Below are 19,536 nucleotides of genomic sequence, written 5' to 3'. Positions count from 1 at the left end.
AGCCAGATTCATCCGTTCAACCGGGCGGCCATGGCCAGCGCATCCCTGATCCAGGCCACCAACTGCACCGGATCGGCCAGCTGGGTCCAACTGAACCGAACCACCAGCCAGCCCTCTGCCATCAACAGCAGCGCCTTCTCATGGTCATCGTGGAAGACCTCCCGCTGGGAGTGCGACTCGAAACCGTCGAACTCGATGACCAGCCGAAGCTTCTCGAAGACGATGTCAGCCGGCCAGGTCCGCCCCTGGATGGTGAAGACGTGGTTCCCCTTCCAGCCGGCGATGCCCGCATCCCGCAGCGCGACGTGGATCTTGCGTTCGGCCACGGACCAGGGCTTCTCACGGCTGTGCTCGACGACGAAACGGCGGGCAGCCACGCCGGCCCGTCCACGGAACTGGGCCATCATCTCCACCAGCCCCGACGGGGTGACTCGATTGGCTCGCAGCGCCTCGTCTGTGGCCTCACCATCATCCCCGCGCGCCAGCCACAACGCGGTCCAGGCTGGCGAGGTGTGGCGCACGCCGTCACCCTCCACCACCTGGTCCGGATCCACCCGGCTGCGGCGGAAGACGAAACCAGCACGCGGCTTGGGGCGGCGAGAGGTGAGGACCTCCACCCTGTCCACCCTTGCGCCCGCCCAGTAGCCGAGCTGAGCCGCCGCCCTACCTGTCACGACGGCATCCGGATCCCACAGGGTGATCGCCGCCAGCCGAGTTGCGGGGTCCTCCGCTATTCCTGCCGCAGCCAGCACTCCTGGCAGGACGGGCACCAGCTCACCCCGCTTCACCAGCCAGTCAAAGGCATGCCGCAGGTGCGGGTGGTCCCGGCGGCGGATCACACCCCCGGCCTCGACGACCAGGCTTCTCAGTTCGGCTGCAGCAGTCACACCTGCACTGTGTCCATCCGGCCCGCCAAACGTTCACGCCATCCACAGAAGACCCGCCCGAGCCCGCCTGTGGACAAGTCGAGGTGCGCCGTGAACACCACTGGTCGTGCACCGGCTCCGCAGATCGCCCGCAGGATCAGCGTCCAAGCACACCGCCGCGCAAGCCTCTGCCGGGCGCCATCGATCCCGCGGCTGATCTGCGGAGTCCGGCCGGCGCACCCGCGGGGGCTGCCGTCTCGCCACGAGGATGCGGACGCCCACGTGACGAGCACGGGCTAGCTTGGTGCCATGGAGAACCACGAGCAGACCTTCACACCCGCCCTGTCGGCGATCACCCTGCTGGTCGACGACCTTGCGGCGAGCCGCGAGTTCTACTCCCGCGTCTTCGCGCAGGAGCCGCTGTGGACCGACGAGAAGTCGACCGGATTCAGCCTCGGCAGCCTGGTTCTCAACCTCTTGGTGAACAGCGAGGGCCCACGCCTGGTGACGCCCGCCAATCCCGGCGAGCCCAATGCGGGCCCGAGGATCCAGCTGGCCATCTGGGTGGATGACATCGACACGGTGGTGGAGGTGCTGCAGCGCCGTGACGTCACCTTCGACACGATGCCCGAGGACAAGCCCTGGGGAATGCGCGTGGCCACGTTCCGCGACCTCGACGGACACAGCTGGGAAATCGCGCAAGACCTGGGCGCCTGAGAGTCCCGACGCACCATCTGACGAGCCAAGGCTGGCAGCCTGCAGCCGGCCGGGAGGTCAACCAGACCAACGCCCCGGTCTCAACGAATCACCGGTCTCAACGAATCAACCGTTCCAGCCGGTCAATGGCCCTTTCGCGGCCATGTTCGGCGCTCACCACCCCGGCCACCCGGGCGACGTGGGGGCGCAACAGGTGGGCCTCGTCCAGGGCCCGCGCCACGTCCCAGGCCCTCAAACGGCGGGCATCCAACGGCCGCGTCCCCAGATGGGCCTGGTGCAGCTGATCGGCCCAGAAGGGCTGGTCGACGGTGATCGGCACCCCAACGGTTGGCACACCGGCCCGCACCGCCGCGTGGCTCGTGCCGGCGCCTCAGTGGTGCACCGCCGCGGAGACGTGTTGGAAGAGCCAGTCATGGGGAGTGTGGCCCACCACGTGGACAGTCGACGGCAGGCCCCGGGGCACGTCGCCCGACCAACCCGGTGCGAGCAGCGCCCGTCGCCCATCGAGGCCGTCGATGATCGCGCGGACCATGCCGTCCGGCACGCTCATGCTGCCGAATCCCACGTAGACGGGTGAATCGCCAGCGGCCAGGAAGTCGGCCAGCGCCGGATCGGGCTGGAAGTCGTCGTGCGCCGGCAGTCGCCAGTCGCCGGTGACGCAGACCTCCGGCCCCCAGTCAGGGGGCGGCGGCGCCAACGTCGGTGACCAGGCGCACAGCTGCTGGTAACGCCGCCAGAGCAGCACACGAGGCTCCAACCCCAATGACCGGCGCGAGTCGTTCACCACGTGGCGAACCACCCGCCAGCTGGCCTGACTGCCCAACCGGAACAGTGGAGCGTGGAGTCGCAGCGGGATCCGGGGCGGCAGCATCGACGACTTCTGGTGCCGGCTGGGTTCGAAGGGCTGGAAGAAGGTGGCCACCGCGGGAACTCCCAGCCGTTCCGCCGCGTTGAAGCCAGCCGGCAGGGAAAGTCCGCTGGTCAGGACCACGTCGGCAGCACCCGCCGCTTCCAGGAAGTCCAGGGTCCAGCGGTGCAGGTGCTCGGCCAGCAGGTGGCGGACCGGTCCGATCCCGGCCACCGCTGCATCCCCGCGACGGACGAACTCGCCCATCTCGTCGGATCCCGTGAGACGACTGCGGATGTCCCCGGACAACGGCACGAAGTCGATCCCATGAGGAGCGGCCACCGGGGCCGTCCCCGCATCCGCAGCCAACACGAATTCGTGTCCCCGCTCGCGCAGCGCCGTTCCGAGCGCGACCATCGGACGCACGTCGCCCTCCGTGCCATAGCTGATCGCCGCAACTCGCATGGAGCCATCCTTGCACCCGCTCCCGGCTACTGTCGGGAGCACCAGGTTCTGTTTCCACGACGACAGGTGACGACGATGCCACGCACCCCCGGAAGCCCCCTTGCCCTCAGCGCCCGCGCACTCGTGGAGCGCGCCGAGGCCACCATCGAAACCCTGGACGCCCAGCAGGTCCAGGACATGCTCGACGACCCGCAGGTGCTCCTGGTGGACATCCGCGACGTTCGTGAGCTGGAACGCGACGGGATGATCCCCGGAGCCAGGCACGCCCCGCGCGGCATGCTCGAGTTCTGGATCTGCCCCGAGAGCCCCTACTACAAGCCGGATCTGGACGACGGCCGCAAGCTGGTTCTCTACTGCGGTTCGGGGTGGCGCTCGGCACTCAGCGCCGCGACGCTGCGTGAGATGGGCCGCGACGACGTGGCGCATCTGGGCGGCGGCTTCTCTGGCTGGAAGAAGGCCGGTCTGCCGGTGGTGGACAAGCCCCAGAAGTAGCAAGCGCCGGAAGTAGTCAGTGCCGCCGGCCGTGGCAGCGACCGCCGAACGCCCGGTTCCGAGGGTCCGGAGACAATCGCCTGGGATCCAATGGCGGTTGGGATCCAATGGCCGCTGCGCCGATCCCCGGGGGCACGGCAACGACCGGCTGGAATGCAGCGAGCCGCGCCCGATGGGCGCGGCTCGTGGCGATTCTGCGATGGTGACCCGGGTCAGTTGGCGGTGATGACGCCGCCGAAGAGCATGCCGAAGATGGCCAGACCTACCACGATGCGGTAGATCACGAAGGCCGTGAAGCTGTTGCTGGCAACGTACTTCAGCAGCCACGCGATCGACGCGTAGGCGACGAAGAAGCTCACCACGGTGCCGATCAGGGTGACGCCCCAGCCGACGGTGGCGGCCACGGCCCCACCCTCGGTGACGGCCTGATAGACACCGGCGGCGACCAGCGCCGGGATGCCCAGGTAGAAGGAGAGCTTGGTGGCGGCGACGCGGTCGAGGCCGCTGAACAGGCCGCCCGTGATGGTGGCGCCGGAGCGCGAGACGCCGGGGACCAGGGACAGGCACTGGACGAGGCCCAGGATGGCGCCGTCCTTCCAGGTGATGGTCTCCAGTCCGCGCTTCTGTTCCTGCGGAAGCTTGGCGGAGTAGCGGTCGGCGGCAAACATGAAGAAGGACCAGACGATCAGGCCCGTGGCCACCACCCACATGCTGCGCAGGGCACCGGTGATGAGGCTCTCACCGAGCAGGGCGACACCGGCGGTGATGACGGTGCCGACGACCACGGCCCAGCCCATGTTGTAGTCCGCGTCGCGGGCGTCCTTGTTGCCGAGGCCCTTGAGGAAGGCCGTGGCGATCCGGATGATGTCCTCGCGGAAGTACAGGATGGCGGCCAGGATGGCGCCGATCTGGATGATGGCGGTGTAGGCGGTGACGCCCGGATCATCGATCCTCATGCCCATCAGCTTCTCGGTGATGGTGAGGTGGCCCGTGCTGGAGACCGGCAAGTACTCGGTCACACCCTCGACGATGCCGAGGATGATCGATTGCCACCAAGTCATGTTGCACTCCTTCTCCAGCGCAATACGGCTCTCGGATCTGCGCCAGCGTCAGGCTATGAGCGTGCCTCGGCGACCCCCGAATCCCTCTCAGTCACCGCACAGCGGCAACTCCGGGGGCTCACAGCCTGCGCTCCGCAGATCGACCACGGGTTGCTCCGGCCCACTTGGCCCCACGCGGGGCGCAGCTTCTGGGCACATGACCGCGTGGCGATTTGCGGAGTCCGTCCATGGCGCAGCCGCTAGGGTGATCCCCGCTGGCCCATGCGCCAGTGCGTCGCTGCCAGCGAAGCCGGTGTGATCCCGGCACTGTCCCGCAACGGTGATGCCCGGCCGAGCCTCGCAAGGCTGGCTGGGACGAGTCCGGTCGCCTGGCTGCCGCGCCCACGACTGCCCTCGGCGCAAGGGAGATGGTCCTTCGCCGACCCATTCGCGAAGGACGAGTGATGACAGACCAGTCAGCCCGGCTGCCAGCTGCGGCGGATGACCTGACCGTTGCCGATGGCGCCCCAAGCCACGTCCCGGTGGCCCCGGCCGTCCAGGACCGCGAGCAGGATCTGCAGCGCATCCCCGTGCCCAACGAGCACGGCACGATCCATTCCCTCTTGCCGCAGCAACTCCAGAAGCTCGAGACAGCGACCGTGCACCATCCGGACCGACTCCCCGCCACCCCAGCGAACCTCCGAGATGTCGGCACCGTGCGGCACGGGCTCCGGCCTGAGCTCGGCGGTCAGCTTCCCCTCAAGGGAACCAAGGGCCTGTTCGCGGAGCAGCGACGTGGTCTGGACAGGGCTGCTCAGCGCTTGGCCGATCACCTCGGCGGTCTGCCGGGCGCGCACTTGGTCGCTGCTGAGGACCAGGCTTCCGCGCGGCACGAGTCCCGCCACCGTCTGGGCGGCGGTCCGGGCCTGGTCCTGCCCCAAGAGCGTCAGCGGCACGTCCATGGTTTGCCCCTGGAGACGTCCCTCCAGGTTCCACGTGCTCTGCCCGTGCCGCACCAGCACCAGGTCCACTTTCCTTGGCTGCATGCCCCAAGGCTAGGGGGACCGGCGCGGGGCCGGTGTGCTTCCGATCACCCTGCAACCCCGATTCACCCTGCCGCCACGATCCACCCGGCAACCACGATGCGGCTGGGGTGCGGGGGCGCGGCCCCACTCGGGGCGACTGGGGGTGTGCAATGAGTTGGCCCCGCGCGGCCGGCCTGCTGCTGGGCACTCTGGCAGACCGGATGATCCCCGACCCACAGCGGAACCATCCGGTTGCTGTCTTCGGGAGCTGGGCTCAGCGTGTTGAGGCGCTCACCTGGCGGCGAGGTGGGCCACGTGAAGAAGGTGTGCGTGGTCTGGTGCACGTGGGGCTGTGCCTGGCACCGCTGGTGGTGCTGGGATCCGCGGCGGAATCGGCCGGGCGGCGTCATCCTGCCGCGCAACTGGCCCTGACGGCGCTGGCGACGTGGGCGGTGACGGGCGGCGAGTCCCTGGCCCGGGAGGGCGAGTTCATCGCCGACCGGTTGGCAGAGGGTGACCTCGATGCGGCCCGGGGGCGTCTGGGACACCTGTGCGGGCGTCTGGCCGATGAGCTGGACGAGCCGGAGCTGGCCCGGGCGGCACTGGAGTCGGTGGCGGAGAACAGCGCGGACGCGGTGATGGCCCCGCTCTTCTGGGGTGCCGTGGCGGGCGTGCCGGGACTACTGGTTCACCGCGGCATCAACACGCTCGATGCGATGGTCGGACACCGCAATGACCGCTACCGGCACTTCGGCACGGCGGCGGCCCGGCTGGACGACGTGGCCTGCTGGCTGCCCGCTCGCCTCACCGGCCTGGTGACCTGCGCCCTCGCCGGGGACCGCCGCGCCGATGCGTGGCGAGTGATGCGCCGGGACGCCCGCAACCACCCCAGCCCCAATGGCGGGTGGTGTGAGTCGGCCTTTGCCGGGGCGCTCGGCGTGCAGCTCGGTGGCCGCAATGTCTATCCGGGCGGTCGGGTGGAGCATCGCGGCCTGCTGGGCGCAGGTCCTCGACCGCGGGCGGAAGAGTTGCGTGCCGCAGCCGCGATGGCCCGCCGGGTGCAGGTGGTGGCGGCCGCCGTGGCCGCAGGTGCCGTTTGCGCCGGCGCCCTTGCCGCGCGCGGCGTCCGGGGCGCTGGGCGGCTGCAGGCTGCGGCTGCTGTGCTGGCCAGAAGAGCGAAACAGCCTGGTATGGCGACACAGGCAGGCATGGCGACACAGGGCGGCAGGACGACCCAAGGCGGCAGGAAGAGACAGGGCGGAATCCCCGAGCCGGGCGCCCCAGCGCGTGTCTCTGGCCGAGCCGGGGTCCGGTCCAGCGGAGCCCGATCCGGTGGAGGGCGGGGTGTCCGAGTGGGAGCCACCTCAGTCCTCAGGCCAGCTGCTGGGGCGACAGCCAGCACACGGACGCAGATCCGGGGCACAACCAGCACGGCGAGGACGAGCACGGCGACCAGCCCCGACAGGGCCGGCACCCCGGCCCAGTTCCCGAGCGCAGTCCGTCCAGCGACAGCGCCGCGCGAACCTGCCTTCTGGCCGACCACGGGCGCGACTCCGCAAACCCCCCTCAGGTTGAAGCGCCACGCGACCCGCCCCGCGGAGGCCCGGGGCCAACGGACGATCCTGCGGGTGATTTGCGGAGGTGGGCGCTGATGGCCGGGATCCTGGTGGCCGGCACCTCCTCCGATGCCGGCAAGTCGTTGGTGACGGTGGGGCTGTGCCGCGCCCTGCGCCGCCGGGGGATCGACGTGGCCCCTTTCAAGGCGCAGAACATGAGCAACAACTCCATGGTGGTGTCCGACGGGGAGATCGGCCGGGCCCAGTACCTGCAGGCGATTGCTGCCGGGGTGGAACCAACGACGGCGATGAACCCGGTGCTCATCAAGCCGGGTACGGATCGCCGGGCCCACGTGGTCTTGCGTGGCCAACCCGACGGGATCCTGGAGGCGGGCCAGTACGCCACGGGCCGGCGCCATCTGGCCGCCGCCGCCTTCGACGCCTTCCGCGAGCTGCAGGCCCAGCACGAGCTGGTGGTCTGTGAGGGGGCGGGATCGCCGGCGGAGATCAACCTGCGCGGTGGCGACTACGTGAACATGGGTCTGGCCAGGCAGTTCGATCTTCCCGTGGTGCTCGTGGGTGACATTGACCGTGGCGGTGTGCTGGCCAGTATCTACGGCACCTGGGCCCTGCTGGAGGATGACGACCGGCGGCTGTTGAAGGGCTATGTGATCAACAAGTTCCGCGGCGATCCGGAGGTGCTGGTCCCGGGCCTGACGGAGATCAGTCGCCGCACGGGCCTGAAGAATCTGGGGGTTCTGCACTGGCTCGACGGGGTCTGGCTGGACGGCGAGGACGCCCTGTCCATCGGCGCCTGGCGACGCAGCTCGGCGAGTCAGGCCAGCCGCAGCCTGGACGTGGCGGTGGTCCGCCTGCCCCGGGTGAGCAATGCCACCGACGTGGACGCGCTGGCTGCCGAGCCGGGGGTCCACGTGACGGTCACCACCGACCCGGGCCGCTGCGCCCGGGCTGATCTGCTCGTGATCCCCGGCACCCGCGCCACGCTTGATGATCTGGCGTGGCTGCGGGACCGGGGGATCGACCGGGTGGTGACGGCCCGGCACGTCCTGGGCCGCCCCACGCTGGGGATCTGCGGCGGCTACCAGATGCTGGGCCGGGTGATCGTGGACGGGGTGGAGGCCCCGCCAAGCCCGGTCAACACGCCGGGCCCGGACACGCCTGGCCCGGACGCGTCAGGCCCGGTCAGCGGAAGCTTCGGTGGTTCGGGCCCCGTCCGGCCCATCCCTGAACCGGTCGATGGGCTGGGCATCCTGCCGCTGCGCATCGACTTCCACCCTGACAAGGTGCTCGCCCGCCCGACGGGCCACTGGCAGGGCCACCGCACCACCGGCTACGAGATCCACCACGGCCGCCCCACCCAGCTCGAACGCCCCGACGAGCTCTTCCTGGACGGCATGCGGGTGGGCTCCACGTGGGGCACGCACTGGCACGGTGCGCTCGAACACGACGCTTTCCGCCGGGCCTGGCTCACTCGGATCGCCGCCGACACCGGGCATCCCTGGCGTCCCGATCCGGAGGCACCGGGATACTCGGAGCGGCGGGAGCGGATGATCGACACGCTGGCCGATGCGATCGAGGAACAGACCGACGTGGATGGCCTGCTGTCGCTGGCCCGTTCCGGCGGCGGTTCGCCCACCCAGACACCGCCCGGCGATCACCAGATCGGCCAGCCCGGTCAGGGCAAGACCCACGACCTCCAGGCCCGCAAGCCCGAGAACCACAGCCCCGACAAAGCCAAGGAGTGTTGACATGCAGGGAACCCCACCGGTCAAGAATGAGCAGCTCACCACCCGCCAGCTGCGCCACCAACCCCGGCTGATCGTGAACACCGGCGACGGCAAGGGCAAGTCCACGGCCGCCTTCGGCATGGCGCTGCGTGGCTGGAACCAGGGGTGGAGCATCGGTGTCTACCAGTTCGTGAAGTCGCCCAACTGGCGCACCGGCGAGAAGGCCGCGTTCGCTGCCCTCAACGACGTCCACGAGCAGACCGGCCAGGGCGGACCCGTCGAGTGGCACGCGATGGGCGCCGGCTGGACCTGGCTGCGTTCCACCAGCGAGGTCGACCACGTCGCCATGGCCAAGGCCGGTTGGGAGCGCATCTGCGAACAGTTCTCCGCCGAGACCCACCGGCTCTACGTCCTGGACGAGTTCAGCTATGTGCTGGCCAATGGCTGGTTGGACGTCGACGAGGTGCTCGAGACCCTGCGCAACCGGCCCGGCACCCAGCATGTCGTGATGACGGGGCGACGGATGCCGCAGCAGGTGATCGACGCCGCAGACCTGGTGACCGAGATGACGAAGGTGAAGCACCCCTTCGACACCGGCGCGAAGGGGCAGGCCGGCATCGAGTGGTGACTTTCCACGCGGGGCCGCCCAGCGTCAGGGATCCCGGGATCGGGCGCCCCGCACGGGGTGGCATCGCACGCCCCGCTGCCCCGCTAGGCTGGCCGCAGCCCATGGTGCAGGAACCCGGTGTGATTCCGGGGCGGTTCCGCCACTGTGACCTCCCGCCCGATGAGGGCAGGCAAGCCAGACACTGGCCGTGGGTGGTCCCTGACCCATGATCCGGAGCGAGAACTCCGGGGGAGGAGGCGCAGAGATGCGCATCGCCCTGCTGTCCACGTCCGACACCGACCTGCTCTCGGCCCGCGCCAGTGGCGCCGATTTTGCCTGGGGCAATCCCACCCGGTTGGGCGACGATGACCTCGCCACTCTGGCTGCCGAATGTGACCTGGTGGTGGTACGCATCTTGGGCGGCCCGCAGGACCTCTCGCCCGCGCTGCGCGCCCTGGTTGCCGACGGGCGACCCGTCGTGGTGCTGGGTGGTGAGCAGCAGCCCAGCGCGGAGCTGATGGAGCTCTCGACGGTGCCGATCGGCGTCGCGGCCGAGGCGCACCGCTACCTGGCCGAGGGCGGCCCGCGCAATCTGCGCCAGCTGCACGCCTTCTTGGGCGACACGGTGCTGCTCACTGGCGAGGGTTTCGAGGCGCCGCAGGAGATCCCCGCTTGGGGGTGGGCGTCGCGGGAGGCCGTCGAGGCTCCGGGCGGGCAGGCCGCGGGCCGGAAGGCCACCGTCGGCATCCTCTACTACCGGGCGCACGAGGCCAGCGGGAACACTGCCTTCGCGCACGCCCTGGCCGACGCGGTGGATGCCACGGGACAGGCGATCGGCCTGCCGATCTACGCGGGCTCGCTGCGCTCTGCCCCCGACGAGTTGTACGCCGCGCTCGGGGAGCTGGACGCGCTGGTGGTCACGGTGCTCGCCGCGGGCGGCAGCACCCCGGCCACCGCGCAGGCGGGCGGCGACGACGAGGCCTGGGATGTGGCGCGGATGGCCGCGCTGGACATTCCCGTGATCCAGGGGCTCTGTCTGACCAGCTCGCGCGCCGATTGGCTGGCCAATGATGACGGCGTCACCCCGCTGGATGCCGCCACCCAGATCGCGATCCCGGAATTCGACGGCCGGATCATCGCCGGCCCGTTCAGCTTCAAGGAGTTCGACGACGAGGGGCTGCCCCACTACGTCGCCGACGAGGAGCGGTGCACTCGTCTGGCGCGGCTGGCCGTGCACCACGCGCGGCTGCGCCACCTGCCCAACAAGGACAAGAAGATCGCGCTGATGCTCAGCGCCTACCCCACCAAGCATGCGCGTATCGGCAATGCGGTGGGCCTGGACACCCCGGTTTCGGCAGTGTGGCTGCTACGGCGGTTGCGCGACGAGGGCTATGACCTGGGCGGGGAGAACGAGGTCACCCGGATCATCGACGGGGTCGGGCTCGGCACCGCCAGCGACGAGCTGGCCCGCGGCACCGCCAGCGACGAACTGGCCCGCGACACCGCCAGCGACGAACTGGCCCGCGACACCGCCAGCGACGAACTGGCCCGCGACACCGCCTGCGGTGATGCCCTGATCCACGCCCTGATCGCCGCCGGTGGCCAGGACGAGGAGTGGCTGACCAGCGCACAGCTCTCCGACGCGCACGTCCGCATCACGCCCGAGCAGTACCGCGAGTGGACCGCCGACCTGCCCGTCGAGCTGCGCGAGCAGATGACCGAGGCCTGGGGAGAAGGCCCCGGCAGTCTGTTCGTCAATGACGACGGGGAGCTGGTGCTGGCCACGCTGCAGGCCGGCAATGTGGTGCTGATGATCCAGCCGCCGCGTGGCTTCGGGGAGAATCCCGTCGCGATCTACCACGACCCGGACATGGCGCCCAGCCACCACTACATTGGCGCCTACCGCTGGATCGAGCACGGCTTCGGCGCTGACGCCGTGGTGCACCTGGGCAAGCACGGATCGATGGAATGGCTGCCCGGCAAGAATGCGGCCCTCTCGAATGCCTGCGGGCCGGATGCGGCGATCGGTTCGCTGCCGCTGATCTATCCCTTCCTGGTCAACGATCCGGGCGAGGGGGCGCAGGCCAAGCGACGTGCCCATGCGGTGATCGTCGACCATCTGGTGCCGCCCATGGCGCGGGCCGAGAGCTATGGCGACATCGCTCGGCTGGAGCAGTTGCTGGACGAGCACGCCAACATCGCGGCGATGGACCCGGCCAAGCTGCCCGCCATCCGCGGCGAGATCTGGAGCCTGATGCGCGCCGCGGAGATGCACCGCGACCTGGGTCTCGACGAGCGTCCACAGGACGAGGAGTTCGACGATTTCCTGCTGCACGTGGACGGCTGGCTGTGCGAGATCAAGGACGCCCAGATCCGCGACGGACTGCACACGCTGGGGCAGGCGCCGACGGGCGAGGCTCGGGTGAACCTGGTGCTGGCGATCCTGCGGGCGAGCCAGGTGTGGGGCGGTGCGTCGGCGGCGGTGCCGGGGCTGCGACGTGCGCTGGGGCTGGCCGACGACGCCGACGCGGTGCGCACCGACGAGGTGGAGGCGCAGGCCCGCGCCCTGGTGCAGGCGATGGAGGATGCGGGCTGGGATCCGGCGGCGGTCGACGAGGTGGTGACCTCGACAGGCGCTGCCAGCGGGGAAGAGGGCCAGACCGACGACAAGGCCCTGACAAGCTCGGCCGACGACTCCGCCAACGGTCCTGGTGCCGACCGAGAGGACGTCGCCCAGGTCCTCCGCTTCGCCGCCGAGCAGGTGGTGCCCCGGCTGGCTCGCACCACCGACGAGCTGACCGCCGTCGTGCACGCTTTGGAGGGCGGCTTCATTGCCGCGGGCCCCTCGGGCTCGCCGCTGCGCGGGCTGGTGAACGTGCTGCCCACCGGCCGCAATTTCTACACCGTGGATCCGCGGGCCATCCCGTCGCGGCTGGCCTGGGAGACGGGCCAGGCGATGGCCGATTCGCTGCTGCAGCGCTATCTGGACGAGACGGGCGAGTATCCCGCGTCGGTGGGGCTGAGCGTGTGGGGGACGTCCGCAATGCGGACCAGTGGCGACGACATCGCCGAAGTCCTTGCCCTGCTGGGTGTCCGACCGGAATGGGATGAGGCCTCGCGTCGTGTGGCACGCCTCCAGGTGGTGCCGTTGGAGGAGCTGGGCCGCCCCCGGATCGACGTGACGGTACGCATCTCCGGCTTCTTCCGCGACGCCTTCCCGCACGTGGTGGCGATGCTGGACGACGCCGTCGCACTGGTCGCAGGGCTGGACGAGCCCGCCGAGCAGAACTTCGTCGCCGCCCATGCCCGGGCCGATCTGGCCGAGCACGGCGACGAGCGCCGTAGCCGCACCCGCATCTTCGGCTCCAAGCCCGGCAGCTATGGCGCGGGGATCCTGCAAGTGGTGGAGAGCGGCAACTGGCGCAGCGACGACGACCTGGCGCAGGTGTACACCGCGTGGGGCGGTTTTGCCTACGGCCGCGGGCTGGACGGCGTCCCGGCCGGTGACGACATGCGCACGAACTACCGTCGCATCAAGGTGGCCGCCAAGAATGTGGACAATGTCGAGGGCGACATCATCGACTCCGATGACTACTACCAGTACCACGGCGGCATGGTGGCCACGGTGCGGGCGCTGACCGGCAACGACCCGAAGGCCTATGTGGGTGACTCCACCACGCCGGACCGGGTGCGCACCCGCACGCTGGGCGAGGAGACGGCCCGCGTCTTCCGCGCCCGCGTCGTCAACCCCCGGTGGATCTCCGCGATGCAGCGGCACGGCTACAAGGGGGCCTTCGAGCTGGCCGCGACGGTGGACTACCTGTTCGGCTTCGACGCCACCGCAGGCGTGGTGCACGACTGGATGTACGAGAAGATCGCCACCGAGTACGTGCTGGACCAGACCAACCAGGACTTCATGCGGCAGTCCAATCCGTGGGCGCTGCGGGGGATCGTCGAGCGGCTGCACGAGGCCGCTGAGCGCGGGTTGTGGGAGGAGCCGGATCCCGAGCTGCTGCAGCAGATGCAACAGGTCTATCTGGACATCGAGGGTGACCTGGAGGAGGAGCAGTGAGGATCCGCGTGCTGGGCGTCGGGATGGGGCCGCAGCACGTGACAGCCGAGGTGGCCCGGGCCCTGCGCGAGGCCGACTACCTGGTGGCCTTCGACAAGACGCGTTCCGCGGGCGCCCGCGTTGGGGACGGCAGCGACGAGATCCTGGCCGTGCGGCAGCGGATCGCCGACGCCCATGACACGGAGCTGGTCACCGTCCCTGACCCGGAGCGTGACCGCACCCCTGCCGACTACCAGGGGGCGGTGGCCGCCTGGCACCGGGCCCGCTTGGACGCGCTGGAGGCGGTGCTGCGCGAACGGTCGACGGGTCTGCCCGACGGTGGCTGCGTCGGCTTCCTGGCCTGGGGCGATCCGGCCTTCTACGACTCGACGGTGCGCATCGTGGAGCAGGTGGCCGAGCGGCTGGGGGCCACCTGGGACGTGCTGCCGGGGATCAGCGCCCCGCAGCTGCTGGCGGCCAGACACCGGATCAGCCTGCATGCCGTCGGGCAACCGGTGCACATCACCACCGTTCGCCGACTGCCGGAGGCCATCGCCGCTGGCCAGCGCAATGTCGTGGCCATGTTGGGCGAGGTGCGGTGGGGGGATCCGCCCCTTGACGAGCTGGGCGACTGGCAGGTCTGGTGGGGTGCCAATCTGGGCACGGATTCCGAGCAGCTGGTGCACGGGACGGTGCGCGACGTGAGCGACCACATCGGCTGGAGCCGAGAGCGCGCCCGGCAGCAGGCCGGCTGGGTGATGGACCTGTGCCTGCTGCGGGGGCCGCAATGACAACGCTGCGAGTGCTGTTGCTGGGCGGCACGAGTGAGGGTCGGGCACTGGCCGCGGCGCTGGTGGGGCCCGGATCCGACGGCATCGAGGTGACCTCGTCGCTGGCCGGCCGGGTGGCGCAGCCGCGACTGCCGCTGGGCGCGGTGCGGATTGGCGGATTCGGCGGGGTCGACGGACTGCGCCTGGCCTTGGCGGACCACGACGTGCTGGTGGATGCCACCCACCCCTTCGCCCAGGGGATGAGCCGCAATGCGGCCGCCGCCTGCGCCAACCCCTTGCCCGATGGGCGACGAATCCCCTTGCTGCGGCTGGAACGGCCGGCCTGGCCGGTGGAGGAGGGCTGGCACACGGTGGCCACGCACGAGGAGGCGGCCGCGCTGGCCGCTGACCTGGGGAGTCGGCCCTTCCTGACGGTGGGACGCCAGGAGATGGCGCGTTTCGTGCCAGCCCTGGGCCAGCTGGACGTGCTGGCCCGCGTGGTGCAGATGCCGGAACTGGAGATCCCGTCGCGCTGGCAGGTGGTGACCAGTCGTGGCCCCTACACCTTGGACGGGGAACTGGCGCTGATGCGGGATCACCGCAGCGACGTGTTGGTCACCAAGAACTCCGGGGGCACTTTCACCTGGCCCAAGATGCAGGCAGCCCGCGGGCTGGGCGTGCCGTGCGTGGTGGTCGACCGGCCCGATCCCGCCGACGGGGTGGAGACGGTGCACGACGTGACCGAGGCCCTCGACTGGGTACTGGCGCACCGACGGGGCTGACGGGGCACGGGGCTGACGGGGCGCCGGGCGCGGGAGGTCAGCGGGGCCTACGGCTGCGGGCTGGCCGGGTCTGGACTTCCCTGGTCTGGGCTTCCCCGGCCTGCTCTTCCCCGGCTTGCGCCTCCCCGGCTTGCGCTTCCCGGGTCTGCGCTTCCCGCAGCAGCCCGGCCACCATGTCGCGCACCCGCATGGAACCGCGCGGGTCGCGGTTGCCGAGCACCCCGACGGTGAACTCCCCCACCCGCTGCGTGGCCGGGGTCCAGGCGGTGCCGCTGGGCGCGTGGTCGGCGCGGACGCAGAAGATGTGGGCCCGCTCGCAGGCGGCGCTGATCGCGTCATTGACCGCGACGTCCTGGGTGGCCACCAGCACATACCAGGCGCCCTCCACGTCGTCGGGCGTCACGGCGCGCTCGTGCAGAACCAGGGCGTCGGCGCTGGCGAGCTCCCGGATCGCGTCCGTGATCTGCGGTGCGACCACCTCCACCTGGGCTCCGGCGGCAAGTAGCGCCGGCAGCCTGCGGGCAGCGACGCGTCCAGCCCCCACCACCAGCACCCGCCTGCCCCGCAGGTCGAGCCCCGCCATGTAGACCGGGGATCCCGCGTCATCTCCCTGGCCGGGCGCTGTGGGTGCGTCGTTCATGGCTGGTCCTCCTGCTGGGTGAGTCTCCACCCTGCCCTACCCGCCGCCCTGGGCACGACAGTTCCGAATGCCGACGTGCGCTGGCAGCTTGCTGGCACGCATGCCTGACGACCCGCCACCTCCTGGGCCCGGATCCCGCGCGCACGCTAGTTCTGCACCATGTCACGTTGGGTGACGCGCCGCACCGTGCTGGTCAGGGCATCGGCGGTCACGTCGGCGACGGACAGGTGCTCGGCGTGCAGGTGCTCGGCGAGCTGTCTGGCCAATCCCATCCGCAGCGGCCCCTGTTCCCCGTCGACGACGACCGTCGAAACGCCCATGCCGGCCACGAAGTCCGCGGCCCGACGGGAGCGCGCAACGGCATCCTTCCCGGCGGTGGCGCGACCATCGGTGACCACCACGAGCAGCGGCCGCAGGTGCGGATCGCGCAGCTGCTCGCGGCGCAGCACGTCGGCGGCCATCAGGAGCCCCTCGGCCAACGGCGTCCGGCCCCCGGCGGGCACCTCGTCCAACCGGGTGGCGGCGATGTCCACGGAATTGGTCGGCGGCAGCACCAGTTCGGCCTCGCTGCCTCGGAAGCTGATCAGCCCCACCTTGTCACGGCGACGATAAGCATCCAGCAGCAGGCCCAGGATGGCCGTCTTCACCTGCACCATGCGTTTGCGGGCGGCCATCGAGCCGGAGGCGTCGACGCAGAAGAGCACCAGATTGGCCTCGCGCCCCTCGCGCACAGCCAGCCGGATGTCCTCGGGGCGCAGGTCCAGCGAGGTCCCCTCGAGGGACGCACTGCCCTGTGACCCGTCCACCTGCAAAGCCGCCCGACGCCGCGGCTGCTCCCCCGCGGCGGCACGCAGCGTCTCCACCAGGTGCAACGAGCCGGTCGAATCGCCCTGCGGGCGGCGAGCACCAATCCGTCGACCACTGCTGGTGATGGCGCGGCTCCGCTTGCCAGCCGCGCCCTGGCCCACCCCGCGGACCGTGAGCAGCCTGGGCCGGGCCGGGGGTGTCGCGGCCTGCACGACGGTCTCCCGGGCGGCCGAGGACAGCGGGGGCACCACGGGCAGGTCCTGCTCGGGCGCTTCCAGCGACTGGTGGGAGTCATCGACGGGCGGCTGCGAAGGCTCCGTGGGGTCCGGCTCCGAGCCTTCCGCCGAATCCCCGGTTGCAGGGGCCGACGGGTCCCGCGACTCGTCGGGGTCAGGAGACTCGTCAGGTGGTGGGGGCGGCGTCAGCTCCTCGTCGCCGCCGTCGCTTTTGGGTCGCGTTCGCCCTCCCGGTCCTCGGGCCGCTCCGGCTCGTCGGGCAGCTCCTCGTCGGGCAGCTCCTCGTCGCCCAGCAGCTGGTCCAGCAGGTCCTCGTCCAGGCCGGGGGCGTCGAAGGGATTGCGACGGCGGCGGTGCGGCAGCGCCAGCAACGCGGCCTGACGGATGTCGGCCCGTGTCACACGCTCACGCCCCTGCCAGGCGGCGTGGGCAACGGCGGCGCGGGCGGTCACGATGTCAGCGCGCAGACCGTCAACCTCCAGTGCGGCACAGATCTCCGCGATCTTGAGCAGGGCGGCATCCCCCAGCCGAACCTGCGGCAACAGCTCCATCGCACGGGCAATCCGCTCCCCCAGGGCCTCGTCGGCGGCGCGATGCCGGGCACGGAAGGCGGCCGGGTCGGCGTCGAAGGCCATCCGCCGACGCACCACCTCGGCACGCAACTGCCAGTCCTTGGGGGCGGCCACCTCGACGGTCAGGCCAAAACGGTCGAGCAGCTGCGGGCGCAGCTCGCCCTCCTCGGGATTCATGGTGCCGATCAACACGAAGCGCGCCGCGTGCTCCACGGAGACGCCGTCGCGTTCCACCGTCGCACGTCCCATGGCGGCGGCATCCAGCAGCAGGTCCACCAGATGGTCGTGCAGCAGGTTCACCTCGTCGACATAGAGGATGCCGCGGTGGGCGCGGGCCAAGAGACCGGGCTCGAACTCCACACTGCCCTGCGACAAGGCACTTTCCAGGTGAATGGAGCCCAGCACGCGGTCTTCCGTGGCTCCGACGGGCAGCTCCACGAGCCGGACGGGACGGCTGGTGACGGCGCCGGTGAAGGGCGCGTCGGGCGAGGTGGCCTCGGGATCGGCCGGATCGGTGGAGAAACGGTCCCCCTCGTGGACGTCGATGGGCGGCAGCACGGCGGCCAGGGCCCGGACGGCCGTTGACTTGGCGGTGCCCTTCTGGCCGCGGACCAGAACGCCACCGATCTGCGGCGAGATGGTGCTCAGCACCAGGGCAAGACCCATCGGGTCGAGGTCATCGGGATCGCAGCCGACGATGGCCGTGAAGGGAAAATGCTGTGGCATGGAGGCTCCCGCTCGCGTGTGCCGGACAAGGACGGCGCGGACACATGTACCGCGCACGGCAAGAGGCCGGTCTTCGGACTGACGACCACAGGGATCGATCACCGCAGCGGGCCTGTGCCGGACTTCCACCGGCTTCCCAGATTCTCCCCTTCCCGACGAGCGGTTCGGGGCACCTCGTGCCTCGGGCCACTCTAGCGCGTGGCGAGTCTGGCCGTGGCCCACCCAGACGACACCGGGCCAGAAACTGTCACCGCCGGGCGATAGCGTTCCTGCCATGAACGCGGAGACTCACCCCATCACGGTGCTCGGTATCGGCGCCGACGGCTGGGACGCCTTGACACCGGCTCATCGCGAGCTGGTGCTGGGCGCCGATGTGGTGCTGGGCGGGTCGAGGCACCTGGCGATGCTGCCGGCGGCCGATGCCCGCGCCACGCAGCGACGCGAACCGTGGCCGACGCCGCTGCGGGAGAGTTTGCCGGGCCTGCTGGAATCGCTGCCCGCCGGGGCGGAGGTGGTGGTGCTGGCCAGTGGCGATCCGATGGTCAGCGGCATCGGGTCAACGCTGGTGGAGCTGCTGGGCAACCGCCGCGTGCGGATCATCCCCGCCGTCTCGTCGGTGGCGCTGGCCCGGGCCCGAATGGGCTGGGCTGCCGAAAGCTGCGCGGTGGTCAGCGTCGTCGGCCGGCCCGTTGAACTCGCGTTGCGGGAGCTCGCCCCCGGGCGACGGGTCCTGGTGCTCAGCTCCGACGAGACCACCCCCGAACGACTCGCGGCACTGCTCACCGCCTGCGGCCACGGCTCCTCCACCCTGACGGTGCTGGGCAACCTGGGAGCGGCCGACGAGTCGCGGCGCAGCGGCACCGCCGAGACCTGGGACGGTCCGTCGCCGCGGCTGAACATCGTCGCGCTGGAGGTGGCCGGGCCCACCGTGACTGGTTGGGCGGCCGGGCTGCCCGACGAGGCCTACGAGCACGACGGCCAGATCACCAAACGCGACATCCGGGTCAGCGCCCTGGCCCGACTGCAACCGATGCCGGGCGAACACCTGTGGGATGTGGGCGCCGGCTCGGGCTCCGTGGGCATCGAGTGGATGCGCAGCCACCCGACCTGTCGAACCACCGCCGTGGAGGGCAATCAGGAACGAGCCGCCCGGGCCATCCGCAATGCCCATGCCCTCGGCGTTCCCGGGCTCCAGATGGTCACGGGCCGGGCCCCCGACGCGCTGGCCGGACTGGACTCCCCCGATGCCATCTTCATCGGCGGCGGCGCCACGCGGCCGGGCGTACTGGACGCCTGCCTCGACGCACTACGCCCCGGCGGGCGGATCGTCGTGCACGGCGTCACCCTGGAGACCGAGGTGCTGCTGGCCGGCGCCTTGCGGGAACACGGCGGCGAACTGACCCGACTTTCGGTGGAGACCGCCGACGCGATCGGCACCTTCACCGGCTGGAAACCGGCCCGCACCATCACCCAGTGGTTCTGGCGCAAGACCCCGGGGCGGCAGGTCTCGGACACCGATGGGGACCAGCAGTAGGCCCCCCAGCACCCGATCAACCGAGAACCCGATCAACCCAGCACCCGACGCTCCC

General features: G+C 70.7%; 15 protein-coding genes, 2 pseudogenes and 2 riboswitches. Of the genes and pseudogenes, 9 read left to right on the top strand and 8 right to left on the bottom strand.

Annotated elements, in window-relative coordinates; translation table 11 throughout:
* Positions 1 to 8: 8 nt before the first annotated feature.
* The gene (locus tag ACTQ49_RS05250; protein ID WP_441826796.1) at positions 9 to 887 is read right to left on the bottom strand and encodes a DUF559 domain-containing protein; all 879 of its coding nucleotides are present in this window, start codon (positions 885 to 887) and stop codon (positions 9 to 11) included.
* A 288-nt stretch (positions 888 to 1,175) separates the two neighbouring features.
* Here ACTQ49_RS05250 and ACTQ49_RS05245 point away from each other — a divergent pair, with 288 nt between their 5' ends.
* On the top strand, positions 1,176 to 1,583 hold the full coding sequence (locus tag ACTQ49_RS05245; RefSeq protein WP_441826795.1) for a VOC family protein: 408 nt from the start codon (positions 1,176 to 1,178) through the stop codon (positions 1,581 to 1,583).
* A 97-nt stretch (positions 1,584 to 1,680) separates the two neighbouring features.
* On the opposite strand, the gene ACTQ49_RS05240 is transcribed toward ACTQ49_RS05245, so the two are convergent.
* Together ACTQ49_RS05240 and ACTQ49_RS05235 are read right to left on the bottom strand one after the other, a co-directional pair.
* Complete coding sequence (locus tag ACTQ49_RS05240) at positions 1,681 to 1,902, bottom strand: hypothetical protein (protein WP_441826794.1); 222 nt, start codon at positions 1,900 to 1,902, stop codon at positions 1,681 to 1,683.
* A gap of 51 nt (positions 1,903 to 1,953) precedes the next feature.
* Positions 1,954 to 2,895: a glycosyltransferase gene (locus ACTQ49_RS05235; protein ID WP_441826793.1), complete on the bottom strand. Its 942-nt coding sequence runs from the start codon at positions 2,893 to 2,895 to the stop codon at positions 1,954 to 1,956.
* A gap of 75 nt (positions 2,896 to 2,970) precedes the next feature.
* Between ACTQ49_RS05235 and ACTQ49_RS05230 the strand changes: the two genes are divergently transcribed.
* Positions 2,971 to 3,387, top strand: coding sequence for a rhodanese-like domain-containing protein (locus ACTQ49_RS05230; RefSeq protein WP_441826792.1), 417 nt, complete (start codon positions 2,971 to 2,973; stop codon positions 3,385 to 3,387).
* 212 nt (positions 3,388 to 3,599) lie between these two features.
* Here the strand turns inward: ACTQ49_RS05230 and ACTQ49_RS05225 are convergent, their stop codons facing one another.
* Both ACTQ49_RS05225 and ACTQ49_RS05220 read right to left on the bottom strand, forming a co-directional pair.
* Positions 3,600 to 4,448, bottom strand: coding sequence for an undecaprenyl-diphosphate phosphatase (locus ACTQ49_RS05225; RefSeq protein WP_441826791.1), 849 nt, complete (start codon positions 4,446 to 4,448; stop codon positions 3,600 to 3,602).
* Between the two features lie 455 nt (positions 4,449 to 4,903).
* Positions 4,904 to 5,473 (bottom strand): histidine phosphatase family protein, encoded by a 570-nt coding sequence (locus ACTQ49_RS05220; RefSeq protein WP_441826790.1) that lies wholly within the window; start codon positions 5,471 to 5,473, stop codon positions 4,904 to 4,906.
* Positions 5,474 to 5,622: 149 nt separating this feature from the next.
* On the opposite strand from ACTQ49_RS05220, the pseudogene ACTQ49_RS05215 reads away from it, so the two are divergent.
* From ACTQ49_RS05215 to ACTQ49_RS05190, 6 genes and pseudogenes are all read left to right on the top strand, one after another.
* Positions 5,623 to 6,597: pseudogene (locus ACTQ49_RS05215) on the top strand (cobalamin biosynthesis protein); the annotation flags it as partial.
* Positions 6,598 to 7,085: 488 nt separating this feature from the next.
* Positions 7,086 to 8,777, top strand: coding sequence for a cobyric acid synthase (locus ACTQ49_RS05210; protein WP_441826789.1), 1,692 nt, complete (start codon positions 7,086 to 7,088; stop codon positions 8,775 to 8,777).
* A 1-nt stretch (position 8,778) separates the two neighbouring features.
* Entirely contained in the window at positions 8,779 to 9,384 is a 606-nt protein-coding gene (cobO, locus tag ACTQ49_RS05205) for a cob(I)yrinic acid a,c-diamide adenosyltransferase (RefSeq protein ID WP_441826788.1), read from the top strand.
* Positions 9,385 to 9,469: 85 nt separating this feature from the next.
* Positions 9,470 to 9,588: riboswitch (cobalamin riboswitch) on the top strand.
* Positions 9,589 to 9,628: 40 nt separating this feature from the next.
* A complete protein-coding gene (cobN, locus tag ACTQ49_RS05200; protein WP_441826787.1) occupies positions 9,629 to 13,435 on the top strand; it encodes a cobaltochelatase subunit CobN in 3,807 nt (1,268 codons plus the stop codon).
* Positions 13,432 to 14,205, top strand: coding sequence for a precorrin-6A synthase (deacetylating) (cobF, locus tag ACTQ49_RS05195; protein WP_441826786.1), 774 nt, complete (start codon positions 13,432 to 13,434; stop codon positions 14,203 to 14,205). The genes cobN and cobF overlap by 4 nt, the downstream gene beginning before the upstream one ends.
* The gene (locus ACTQ49_RS05190) at positions 14,202 to 14,966 is read left to right on the top strand and encodes a cobalt-precorrin-6A reductase (protein ID WP_441826785.1); all 765 of its coding nucleotides are present in this window, start codon (positions 14,202 to 14,204) and stop codon (positions 14,964 to 14,966) included. The genes cobF and ACTQ49_RS05190 overlap by 4 nt, the downstream gene beginning before the upstream one ends.
* A 37-nt stretch (positions 14,967 to 15,003) precedes the next feature.
* Here ACTQ49_RS05190 and ACTQ49_RS05185 read toward each other — a convergent pair whose 3' ends face one another.
* The 3 genes and pseudogenes from ACTQ49_RS05185 to ACTQ49_RS05175 form a co-directional block, all read right to left on the bottom strand.
* A complete protein-coding gene (locus ACTQ49_RS05185) occupies positions 15,004 to 15,606 on the bottom strand; it encodes a precorrin-2 dehydrogenase/sirohydrochlorin ferrochelatase family protein (protein ID WP_441826784.1) in 603 nt (200 codons plus the stop codon).
* A gap of 146 nt (positions 15,607 to 15,752) precedes the next feature.
* The gene (locus ACTQ49_RS05180) at positions 15,753 to 16,664 is read right to left on the bottom strand and encodes a vWA domain-containing protein (RefSeq protein WP_441826783.1); all 912 of its coding nucleotides are present in this window, start codon (positions 16,662 to 16,664) and stop codon (positions 15,753 to 15,755) included.
* A 305-nt stretch (positions 16,665 to 16,969) separates the two neighbouring features.
* Positions 16,970 to 17,947: pseudogene (locus tag ACTQ49_RS05175) on the bottom strand (ATP-binding protein); the annotation flags it as partial.
* Between the two features lie 47 nt (positions 17,948 to 17,994).
* Positions 17,995 to 18,139, bottom strand: a riboswitch (cobalamin riboswitch).
* An 82-nt stretch (positions 18,140 to 18,221) separates the two neighbouring features.
* On the opposite strand from ACTQ49_RS05175, the gene cbiE reads away from it, so the two are divergent.
* Positions 18,222 to 19,481 (top strand): precorrin-6y C5,15-methyltransferase (decarboxylating) subunit CbiE, encoded by a 1,260-nt coding sequence (gene cbiE / locus ACTQ49_RS05170; protein ID WP_441826782.1) that lies wholly within the window; start codon positions 18,222 to 18,224, stop codon positions 19,479 to 19,481.
* The last annotated feature ends 55 nt before the right edge of the window (positions 19,482 to 19,536 follow it).

This window comes from Luteococcus sp. Sow4_B9, assembly GCF_052116585.1.
Lineage (GTDB): Bacteria > Actinomycetota > Actinomycetes > Propionibacteriales > Propionibacteriaceae > Luteococcus.
The sequence above is the reverse complement of the archived record's forward strand: the minus strand, read 5'-3'. Positions and strand labels throughout refer to the sequence as shown.

What these genes read in the sequence shown, in the direction of transcription:
- ACTQ49_RS05245 (WP_441826795.1), top strand. Translation starts at nt 1,176, where the DNA reads ATGGAGAACCACGAGCAGACCTTCACACCCGCCCTGTCGGCGATCACC.
- ACTQ49_RS05235 (WP_441826793.1), bottom strand. Translation starts at nt 2,895, where the DNA reads ATGCGAGTTGCGGCGATCAGCTATGGCACGGAGGGCGACGTGCGTCCG.
- ACTQ49_RS05230 (WP_441826792.1), top strand. Translation starts at nt 2,971, where the DNA reads ATGCCACGCACCCCCGGAAGCCCCCTTGCCCTCAGCGCCCGCGCACTC.
- ACTQ49_RS05225 (WP_441826791.1), bottom strand. Translation starts at nt 4,448, where the DNA reads ATGACTTGGTGGCAATCGATCATCCTCGGCATCGTCGAGGGTGTGACC.
- ACTQ49_RS05220 (WP_441826790.1), bottom strand. Translation starts at nt 5,473, where the DNA reads ATGCAGCCAAGGAAAGTGGACCTGGTGCTGGTGCGGCACGGGCAGAGC.
- cobO (WP_441826788.1), top strand. Translation starts at nt 8,779, where the DNA reads ATGCAGGGAACCCCACCGGTCAAGAATGAGCAGCTCACCACCCGCCAG.
- cobN (WP_441826787.1), top strand. Translation starts at nt 9,629, where the DNA reads ATGCGCATCGCCCTGCTGTCCACGTCCGACACCGACCTGCTCTCGGCC.
- ACTQ49_RS05190 (WP_441826785.1), top strand. Translation starts at nt 14,202, where the DNA reads ATGACAACGCTGCGAGTGCTGTTGCTGGGCGGCACGAGTGAGGGTCGG.
- ACTQ49_RS05185 (WP_441826784.1), bottom strand. Translation starts at nt 15,606, where the DNA reads ATGAACGACGCACCCACAGCGCCCGGCCAGGGAGATGACGCGGGATCC.
- cbiE (WP_441826782.1), top strand. Translation starts at nt 18,222, where the DNA reads ATGAACGCGGAGACTCACCCCATCACGGTGCTCGGTATCGGCGCCGAC.